The 9,794-nt window shown below is 62.2% G+C and carries 8 protein-coding genes; 3 read left to right on the top strand and 5 right to left on the bottom strand.

What is annotated here, in order from left to right; translation table 11 throughout:
• Positions 1-196, top strand: a 196-nt coding sequence (locus WD767_14875) for a hypothetical protein (GenBank protein MEX2617377.1), incomplete at its 5' end; no start/stop codon positions are given.
• Between the two features lie 135 nt (positions 197-331).
• Positions 332-1,639 (top strand): peptidoglycan DD-metalloendopeptidase family protein, encoded by a 1,308-nt coding sequence (locus tag WD767_14870; protein ID MEX2617376.1) that lies wholly within the window; start codon positions 332-334, stop codon positions 1,637-1,639.
• A 25-nt stretch (positions 1,640-1,664) separates the two neighbouring features.
• Here the strand turns inward: WD767_14870 and WD767_14865 are convergent, their stop codons facing one another.
• The 5 genes from WD767_14865 to WD767_14845 form a co-directional block, all read right to left on the bottom strand.
• Positions 1,665-2,792, bottom strand: a complete 1,128-nt coding sequence (locus WD767_14865; GenBank protein MEX2617375.1) for a M14-type cytosolic carboxypeptidase — start codon at positions 2,790-2,792, stop codon at positions 1,665-1,667.
• 107 nt (positions 2,793-2,899) lie between these two features.
• The gene (gene clpB / locus WD767_14860; GenBank protein ID MEX2617374.1) at positions 2,900-5,497 is read right to left on the bottom strand and encodes an ATP-dependent chaperone ClpB; all 2,598 of its coding nucleotides are present in this window, start codon (positions 5,495-5,497) and stop codon (positions 2,900-2,902) included.
• Positions 5,498-5,715: 218 nt separating this feature from the next.
• Positions 5,716-6,222 (bottom strand): hypothetical protein, encoded by a 507-nt coding sequence (locus WD767_14855; GenBank protein ID MEX2617373.1) that lies wholly within the window; start codon positions 6,220-6,222, stop codon positions 5,716-5,718.
• Positions 6,223-6,278: 56 nt separating this feature from the next.
• A complete protein-coding gene (gene gss, locus WD767_14850) occupies positions 6,279-8,168 on the bottom strand; it encodes a bifunctional glutathionylspermidine amidase/synthase (protein MEX2617372.1) in 1,890 nt (629 codons plus the stop codon).
• 99 nt (positions 8,169-8,267) lie between these two features.
• Positions 8,268-8,807, bottom strand: coding sequence for a hypothetical protein (locus WD767_14845; GenBank protein ID MEX2617371.1), 540 nt, complete (start codon positions 8,805-8,807; stop codon positions 8,268-8,270).
• Positions 8,808-8,997: 190 nt separating this feature from the next.
• Here WD767_14845 and WD767_14840 point away from each other — a divergent pair, with 190 nt between their 5' ends.
• Complete coding sequence (locus WD767_14840) at positions 8,998-9,726, top strand: TIGR02281 family clan AA aspartic protease (protein MEX2617370.1); 729 nt, start codon at positions 8,998-9,000, stop codon at positions 9,724-9,726.
• Positions 9,727-9,794 lie beyond the last annotated feature (68 nt).

The following is a 9,794-nucleotide window of genomic DNA, read 5'->3' as shown; positions in this document are numbered from 1 at the left end:
ATTTCCGATTCACAATAAACTAGAACAGCAACGCAATATCAGTCCGCGTCGAATGGCGCAGGAGGTCACCCGCGCCGTGGAGGGGGCTTATACGACCGCCCCCACAAACATGTCAAACGCTTTGTCCCCACAAAATGAAATAATTTCGACATCAAGCGATAACTTGCGGAAAACCGCCCATCATAAAGAAAAATAAAGGTTTAAGTGGCGGTTTACCTGAAATTAAGGTTCACAAGTTACGGTTAACGCGATAATTAATGGCATGGCATGCTGTTATCTTGGTTAATGCCAGGTATTACAGGGACAATAACGGCGACAGGATTAGGACCTTATGCGTATTGGTATGTTGACAGCCGTCGTCACGACAACTCTCGCAACCGTCTTATGGCTCGGTAGTCCCTCCGGACACGGGACGCTGCAACCGGAGACAGGGGAACTGACGACACCCGATACGCAGACAGACGACATGGCGTTGCTGGAAGACGGGGACGCATTCGACAACCTGCCCGACCCCTCTGTTGTCGATAACCTGACCGTTGCCCGCGGCGACACGCTGATGGCGCTGCTGGTCAGGGGCGGCGTCGATCGCAGTGAGGCGCATGAAGCCGTCGCGGCGCTGAAAAAGGTTTACAATCCCCGCGATATCCGGCCCGGCGTGCAGGTCACCGTGACCCGCCACGCACCGGAACCCGGCCAGGACCCGATGCTGCAGGAGCTTGACCTGGAGGTCGCCTCGACCCGTCGGGTCGCCGTAACGCGCGGCGAGACGGGCGGTTTCGAGGCCGCGGCAATCGATACGCCGCTTACCGCCACGGCGACCAAAGCATCGGGCACCATCCATTCCAGCCTCTATGTCGCGGGCACCCGAGCCAGCCTGCCGGCCAATACGCTGGCCAGCATGATCAAGATATTCAGCTATGACGTCGATTTCCAGCGCGATGTCCAACCAGGCGATTCCTTCGACATGATGTATGAACGCATGGTGGACGATGCCGGCAACGCGCTGGCGGAAGGCGAAATCCTGATTGCGGAAATGGTGCTGAGCGGCAAGAAAATCCGTCTCTACCGCCATGAGACCGCCGATGGCGAAATCGACTATTTCGACGCCAGGGGCCGCAGCAGCCGAAAGGCGCTGATCATGACCCCGATCGACGGCGCAAGGATCTCCTCCGGCTACGGCCGCCGGAAGCATCCGATCCTGGGCTATACCAAGATGCATCGCGGCACCGATTTCGCCGCCCCCAGCGGCACGCCGATCTATGCGGCGGGCAACGGGGTGGTCGAACTGGCCGGACGCAATGGCGGTTATGGCCACTACATCCGGATACGCCACAATGGCACCTACAAGACCGCCTACGCCCATCTGCGCAACTACGCCAAGGGTATCGCCGCCGGCAAGCGGGTCAAGCAGGGCGAGGTCATCGGCTATGTGGGCACCAGCGGACGCTCCACCGGCCCGCACCTGCATTACGAAATCCTGATCGACAACAAACAGGTCAATCCCAAGACATTGAACCTGCCCAGCGGCCGGACGCTGACGGGCAAGGAGCTGGCGCGCTTCAACACCATGCGCGATGCGCTGGAGGATCGCTACGCCGCCCTGCCGCCCGCGGATACACAGCTCGCGACCGGTGATTAGCTCAGATCGCGCCGGGCAGGCCCACCTATCGCAAATCGTCCAATACGGCGTAGATCGCATCAAGGCATCCGGCGCCCAGGCGCTGGCAGCGTTCCGGCGACCAGCCGACCCGGTCGTCGGGCGCGTTGGCGTTATCCTTGAACGGCATTTCCAGGGTCATGCCCAGCGCACCGAAATATTCCGCCACATGCGATGAACACAGGGTCAGGTTGCCCTTGCCCGGCGATGCCTTGGGATAGCCCTTCTCGGTCTGGTAATCCGGATTGGCGCGCACCAGCGCCGCATCGAAAATGTCCTTCGCGGTCTTCTGCCGGTCGGTCAGCGAGGGAATGCCGTCGGCCCCGGCAATGAAGACATAAGGCAGCGCTTCGTCGCCATGCACGTCGAGACAGAAATCGACGCCGGTCTGGCGCATCCGCTCCCGCGTCATGAAGACTTCGGGGCTTTTCTCCATGCTGGGCTCGGCCCACTCGCGGTTCAGGTTCGCACCCGAAGCGTTGACCCGCAGATTGCCACGGCGGCTGCCATCGGGGTTCATGTTGGGAACGACATGCAATACGGCCTTCTGCAGCACCGCGCGCGCCACCGGATCGGCCTCGTCCGTCAGGCGGTTGAGGAACCCTTCCATCCACCAGGAGGCCTGGGTCTCGCCCGGATGCTGGCGGCCGACAACCCAGCACACATGCTTGCCCGCACCCGACTGGCCGACGGTCACCAGGTCCATGTCGGCGCCGTCCAGCGTCTGCCCCAGCACGTCCAGCGCCACGCGCGGCGATGTCTGGCACTGCGCGATGAAATCCCGGCAGCGTTCGGTCGAATAGGGCGCGAAATACGCATAATGCACCGCGTCCCGATCCGGCGTATGGCGAATCGTCAGGACCGCGCCGTCATATTCGGTCGGCACGCGGAACCACGCCGCCCGGTCATAGGAGGCAACGGCCTGATAGCCTTCCCAGCCCCTGGCGTAACTGGCCTGCCCCGCATTCTCGATGCGGAAGGCGCAATCGGCGTCGCGCACGCCGACGGCGCGGAAATGAAACCACTGGAAGAAATCCGATTCCGTATCCTTGCGTATGTTCAGCCGCACATTGGCCGCGTCCGACGCGTCGATGACCTCGATGTTGCCGGAATCAAAATTCGCGGTGATATGCATCCCTGTCCCCCTGCCCTGTCTTGTCATTGATTGATGGCGATAAAAGTAAAGCCGGCGGGCTTTTTTACAACCCGCCGGCTTCCGGCACCATGAATGTTATTCCCCGGTCAGGCGGCTTCCGCCGCTACCTGCTCCCCGTTGATGACCAGCCCTCCTTCGCCGGCGGTGACCCGGATCGTTTCGCCATCAGCGACACGCCCCTCAAGGATCAGGCTGGCGATCGGGTTCTGCAACGACCGCTGGATCGCCCGCTTCAACGGCCGGGCGCCATAGACCGGATCGTAGCCGGCATCGCCCAGCCACTCCTTGGCGGCGGCGTCGAGCTCCAGTGTGATCTTGCGGTCGTCCAGCAGTTTCTGCAGCCGCCCCAGCTGGATATCGACGATCTTGGTCATGTTGGCCCGACTCAAACGGTGGAACAGCAGGATTTCGTCCAGCCGGTTCAGGAATTCCGGACGGAAGGCAGCCCGGACGATTTCCATCACCTGCCCGCGCACGGCGCTGGAATCCTCGCCTTCGGGCTGGGCCGCCAGAATGTCCCCGCCGAGGTTGGAGGTCAGCACGATCACCACATTGGTGAAATCCACCGTCCGCCCCTGCCCGTCGGTCAGCCGCCCGTCATCGAGCACCTGCAGCAGCACGTTGAAGACGTCGGGATGGGCCTTTTCGACCTCGTCGAACAGGATGATCTGGTAAGGCCGGCGCCGGACCGCCTCGGTAAGCGCGCCGCCTTCGTCATAGCCGACATAACCGGGAGGCGCCCCGATCAGCCGGGAGACGGCGTGCTTCTCCATGTATTCCGACATGTCGATCCGGCACATTGCCTGGTCGTCGTCGAACAGGAATTCCGCCAGTGCGCGGGTCAGTTCCGTTTTGCCGACCCCGGTCGGTCCCAGGAACAGGAACGAGCCAATCGGCCGGTTCGGGTCCTGCAGCCCGGCGCGGGCGCGACGCACCGCATGGGCGATGCTGACAATCGCTTCGTCCTGCCCGATCACCCTCCTGCCGAGGGATTCTTCCATCGCCATCAGCTTCTCGCGTTCGCCTTCGAGCATCTTGTCGACCGGCACGCCGGTCCAGCGCGACACGACGCCCGCGATGTCCTGCGCGGTAACTTCCTCGTTCAGAATCCGGTGTTCAGCGGATTCGTCGGCTTGCGCCAGTTTCTTCTCGAGGTCAGGAATGATGCCATAGGACAGTTCACCCGCCCGGGCCAGATCGCCCTGGCGGCGGACACGATCCAGTTCGCTACGCGCCTGATCGAGCTGCTCCTTGATGTCCTGCGAACCCTGCAGCCGGTCCTTTTCCGCCTGCCAGGCCGCCGTCAGCTCGGCGCTTCGCCCCTCGAGCTCGGCCAGGTCCTTTTCCAGCGTGGTCAGCCGATCCCGGGACGCCTTGTCGGTTTCCTTCCTCAGCGCCTCGCGCTCGATCTTGAGCTGGATGATGCGGCGGTCGAGTTCGTCGATCGCTTCCGGTTTGGAATCGACTTCCATGCGCAACCGGCTCGCCGCCTCGTCGACAAGGTCAATCGCCTTGTCCGGCAGGAACCGGTCCGTGATATAGCGGTTCGACAGCGTCGCCGCCGAGACGATGGCGGAATCGGTGATCCGCACGCCGTGATGCAGTTCGTATTTTTCCTTCAACCCGCGCAGGATCGAGATCGTGTCCTCGACCGTCGGCTCGTCGACAAAGACCGGCTGGAAGCGCCGCGCCAGCGCCGCATCCTTTTCGATATGCTTGCGATATTCGTTCAGGGTCGTCGCGCCGACCGCATGCAGTTCTCCGCGCGCCAGCGCCGGCTTCAACATGTTGGAGGCATCCATCGAGCCTTCCGCCGCGCCCGCGCCGACCAGCGTATGCAGTTCGTCGATGAACAGCAGCACCTCACCCGCGGCGGCGGTCACTTCCTGCAGCACCGCCTTGAGCCGTTCCTCGAACTCCCCGCGGAATTTCGCCCCGGCGATCAGGGCGCCCAAGTCGAGCGCCATCAGCCGCTTGTTCTTCAGGCTTTCCGGCACGTCGCCATTGACGATGCGCTGCGCCAGCCCCTCGATGATGGCCGTCTTGCCGACGCCCGGCTCACCGATCAGCACCGGATTGTTTTTGGTCCGGCGCGACAGCACCTGGATCGTGCGGCGGATTTCCTCATCACGGCCGATGACCGGGTCGAGCTTGCCGTCGCGCGCCGCGGCGGTCAGGTCCTGGGCGTATTTCTTCAATGCGTCATAGCTGTCTTCGGCCGTGGCGGAATCCGCCTTGCGGCCCTGCCGGATTTCCTCGATCGCCTTGTTCAGCGCCTGCGGGGTCACGCCGGCATCGGCGAGCGCCTTCGCGGCATCGGTTCCCTGCGCCAGCGCCAGGGCGAGCAGCAGCCGTTCGGCGGTAACGAAACTGTCGCCGGCTTTTTCCGCCACCTGCTCCGCCTGATCGAACAGGCGGGCCGTTTCGGGGGCGAGATACACCTGACCGGCGCCGCTGCCTTCGACTTTGGATATCTTGCCCAGTCCGATTTCGACATTGGCCAGCGCGTCGCGTGAATCACCGCCCGCGGCGGCGATCAGGTTGGCCGCGAGACCTTCCTTGTCGTCCAGCAGCACCTTGAGGACATGCAGCGGCGTCAACTGCTGGTGGTTGCTGCGCAAGGCAAGCGTCTGCGCCGACTGGATGAAGCCGCGCGCGCGTTCGGTATATTTTTCAAGATTCATGATATGGCAATCCCCTAGTTTGCCCCCTCGTCGAGGCAGGCGGTGTAAGGACACTATGATGACAGGACCCTCTTTGAGGCACCCTGTCGCAGATCATATGGGGTCGATTTTCCGGCTCGCAAGACCGTTTGTACCGCATATGATCCGGCGCGGTTTCAGTGTCGTAACGGCCCCGCCACGACAGCCGATGTATTTGTTCGGCTGAAAATCAGCGAGTATTAAGAAGCGTCACGGCGTCCACCTTGGTCCGGAATATCGAACAGCGCCGCCGCGAGGGCGACAACGGCCATGAAGCGGCGGCGGGCGGCGCGACCGTCAGGTTGGCCCCGCTCCATTGGCGGCGTCAGCAATCCGGCGCATTTTTCACGTATTTCGGCCGATCCGAAATCCAGCGCCCGGGCGATATGGGCGAAATCGTTGCGGATATCGGAGAGCGCGACCAGATCCTCCTTCATTGCGTGGTCGCACAGGCCCAGCAAAAAGGCGATTTCCGCCTTGATGCCGAAGGCGCCGGCGGGACCGGTATGCTTGAAGACCTTGCGGAAACTGTCCTTCGTATGCGCGTCGGTCACGAAATGCGCGGCGAGCGCGAGGTCCAGCCGGTTTTCCAGATAGGCCAGCGCCAGTATCGCGGCCCCCCGGTCGGACTGCCGCCGCAATTCGTCCGCAATCGGCAGGTCTGCTTCTTCCTTCATCGGCATCACGCGGGTCCGTTTCAGACGCATCGCCGCATCCGGTATATCGGATTCGCCGTGCGCCGCGCAGCCCCCCTCCCACAATGCTAAAGGTCCCGGTCCTTGACGACGCGCAGCGCCAGGATATCGCTGTCGGTGGTGATGATCGGCGACGGATCGACCCGCACCGACGCGCCGGCATAGGTCCCGGCCACGGAGAATGTGCCGACCTGGACGTTGCGGCCATCGATCTTCGGCAGCGGGAAGAACGCCTGGTATATCTGGTCGCGATTATCGAACCCGCCCGCCGTTTCGGTGACCAGATCATTGTTGCGGTCGAAAATCGCGATATTGTGCCCGCAACGGCCGACAATCGGCTTCTGGACATAGCCGCCGGCGATGAGATCCGCCGTCAGTTCATATTGCGAATTCAGCAGGTAGCGGTTGTTCGGGTACATCGACCACAGGATCGGCAGGACCGCCTTGTTGCTGGGGATCAGGGTCCAGAGCGGCTCGAACACCATGACTTCGCGGCGCAGCAGCACATCGACCAGACGCGGCGGCACGGCCATCCGTTCCGCCCGTGTCAATCGCCCCTTCTCATTGTCATCGGCGATTTCCGCGCGCAGTTCGTCCAGCGCCGTTTCCCAGGCCCAGGTCTTCCAGACCCATTTGATGCGCACGCCATCGGCGTCGACCACCCATCCCCTGTCGTCCCAGCCAAGACCGGTGAGTCCGGTGATGATCTTGCAGGGGATGCCCGCTTTCTCCACCGCGGATTTCATATATTGCGCGTGATAGCTTTCCTCCGGATCGCTGTCCTGCATGATGTGCAGCACATCGTTCACGCCGCTTTTCTTCCAGGCGGAAACCATGTCGTCGAACAGGGCGTCGCCGGGGCAATCGCCGTCATCGCAGCCGAAATGATCGGCCCACATGCTCTGGATCTTGCCGCACTCCAGATGGCACGACGCGGAATCGGCGTTGTATTCGTAAAGTTTCACGCCCCGTTCGGAAACGGAAAAATCCATCCGGCCGGTGATCATCTGGTTGCGGCGATTGTCCCAGGACTCGTGGATCCGCGGCCACAGTTCCTCGGGCAGATTGAATTTGCGCAGCAGCGCGTCGTCCTGCAGCACATGGTTAGTCGCGTGCATGAACATGTTATGCAGTTCGTTCGTCGCCCGCTTGATCTCCTTCAGCGCCGATTCGGAAATGCGGAAATACCGGTATGCATCGGCGTCGTTGCCGGAAAGCCTGCAGCCCCCCATCATCGCCACATAAGCGGCCTCTTCGGGATTGGCGACGTTCAGCCAGGTATCCCCGGCCTGTCCGTTATGCGCCACTTCCCTGGATTGCAGGTTGAATACCCGGGGGTCGACGTCGGCGATCCGTTCCGAATGGCTGTCGTCGTCCGTCTGGATCACCCAGCCGAGGATTTCCGTATCGTGATAGGAACAGGCGATCCAGTAGCCGCCATCGTCGGCGATCTGTGTGTGCAACTCGCGCGAAAAATACTGACCTTCGGGCCAGACCGCATGGTCGACATTCTGTTCGATGAACCGGATGCGTTCCGCAAATACCTCCGTCACCACGGCCACATGTCCGGTGACATCGAAGGTGCCGCCCTCGTTCCAGACAAGCAGCGCCCCCGGTTCCGGATGCCGTTTCGATCCGTTGCGGAAGGAATGCAGCGGCAGCAAGGTCCCGTCCTTCACCACCCGGACATGCCGCAGTTGGAAAATATCATAGGCCATCGCGATGTCGTCGAAGATGTAGCCCTTGTTCAGGAACATCCAGCGCCGGGCCAGTTCCACGCATTGCCATTTGTGGCCCATGAAGACGCCATCGACATAATGCCGGTAGGCTTGCCGGTTCGGCAGTTCCTTCCGGTCGGCGGTGGCGTAATCGGACGAATAGACCGGAACGCCCCCCGGGCCGACTCCCAAGACGGTACCGAACCGGGCCGGCGACCGCGGTTGATGCTCTGCCTTCATTGCGCTGGAATCCAACCTGAAATGCGACATGGCCAGACACGGACGACCAATCCGGCGAATGTGGTGCGTTCCCGAATGGCAGTCAATAAGGCAACCGGCTTAATGCCGACGATGCCCGAACATCGGCGTGTCGTAGCCGCGCAGTCGCCGGTAGGTGACGATCTGGTGCTGTGTCAGCAGAGGAAGCGTTGCCAGATGCGTTTCCAGGTGCACCAGCCGCAAACGCCCTTTCAGTTCCGCCGCCCGCTGCACAAGCGGCGCCAGCGTGTCGGGCGCAACCGTGCCGCCGCCGAACGCCATGTCCAACGCCCGTTCCGCCGCGACATATTCCTCGCCCAGCGCGATGGCGCGCTGCTGCATCTGCTCGAACAACCGCTCGATTTCGGTGACCTGCCGGTCGCTAAGGTCCAACCGGTCCCTGAATTCCAGCAGATGCGCGGGACCCGGATAGCCATTGAGTTCCGCGGGTTTTGCGAATCCCCAGCCGCGTCCGGCCAGCAGGTCTGCAATATCAGCAGGGGACAGCGCCTTTATCGCATGCCGGTCCTGCCCGGCATACGGGCTGCCCGCATCGCCAGATGCCAGCGCCGGCAAGGTCGCCAGACACAGCAACCCGAGTGCAGCAATAATCCGTTCCATCGATATCCATCCTGTATATGTGCGTCCGGACAAGTTCTACTCTTTCCTCCGGCAGGAAGGTCAACTTCGCTCGCAGTATCGAAGAACAGGCTACCGCGAATTCAAGGGCGAATATTTGCCCCTCCGTCCCTATATTGCAGGAAAGACGCAATAATTCGGAGAAATCCCGCCAGATGAACACGAGGACGGCATGGTAAATCGTCGGACATCCTGGCCCGGCGGCGGCAGGCCCCGGGTTTTCTGGTTCATCCTCATTGCCGTAATCGCACTGGTCGGTTTGCTTGTCTGGCGGTTCCCCTATGCGGTTTCCGATTCCCGCGACTGGATGAACCTGATTTATCTGCTGGCGATCCTGATCCTTGTTTCCGGCGGCGTCTTTCACCACGGTTTCCGCGCCCGCCGGTCGATCCGGCACGCGGCCATCTGGATCGGCCTGGCCTGCGCCATCGGGCTGGCCTACAGCAACCGGTTCGAATTCGCCGCGCTGGGGAACCGGTTCCTGGGCGAACTGGTGCCGGGATTGGGCGTCGAGGGCGATAGCGGCGAGATTCTGTTCCGCGCCGGCGCGGGCGGGCATTACCAGGTCGAGGGGCGGGTCAATGGCGTTCCCGTGCGCTTCCTGGTGGATACGGGCGCCAGCGACGTCGTGCTGTCGCCGCGCGACGCCGCGCGGATCGGTTTCGACCCGGCCGCGCTGGATTTCTCGAGGACATACCGGACGGCGAATGGCGCGGTACAGGCGGCCCCCGTCACACTGGACGCCATCGAAATCGGCCCCATCGCCATCCGCAACGTTTCGGCGGCGGTCAACGGCGCGGCGCTGGACAATTCGCTGCTGGGCATGTCCTTCCTGAACCGCCTGACAGGATACCGGGTGGAAAACGGCACCCTGACACTGCAGTACCGTCCCCGCCGATAGGCGCGTAAATCCCGCGTACAGCACCTTCAACAAGATAGATCAGATTCACATGCCGTTGAATCGCCAGA

Source organism: Alphaproteobacteria bacterium, assembly GCA_040905865.1.
Classification (GTDB): Bacteria; Pseudomonadota; Alphaproteobacteria; order UBA8366.
This window is presented reverse-complemented; position numbering and strand designations above follow the sequence as displayed.

Coding starts and splice junctions, on each gene's coding strand:
- clpB (MEX2617374.1), bottom strand. CDS start 5,497: ATGAATCTTGAAAAATATACCGAACGCGCGCGCGGCTTCATCCAGTCG.
- WD767_14865 (MEX2617375.1), bottom strand. CDS start 2,792: ATGCATATCACCGCGAATTTTGATTCCGGCAACATCGAGGTCATCGAC.
- WD767_14845 (MEX2617371.1), bottom strand. CDS start 8,807: ATGGAACGGATTATTGCTGCACTCGGGTTGCTGTGTCTGGCGACCTTG.
- WD767_14855 (MEX2617373.1), bottom strand. CDS start 6,222: ATGCGTCTGAAACGGACCCGCGTGATGCCGATGAAGGAAGAAGCAGAC.
- WD767_14870 (MEX2617376.1), top strand. CDS start 332: ATGCGTATTGGTATGTTGACAGCCGTCGTCACGACAACTCTCGCAACC.
- WD767_14840 (MEX2617370.1), top strand. CDS start 8,998: ATGGTAAATCGTCGGACATCCTGGCCCGGCGGCGGCAGGCCCCGGGTT.
- gss (MEX2617372.1), bottom strand. CDS start 8,168: ATGAAGGCAGAGCATCAACCGCGGTCGCCGGCCCGGTTCGGTACCGTC.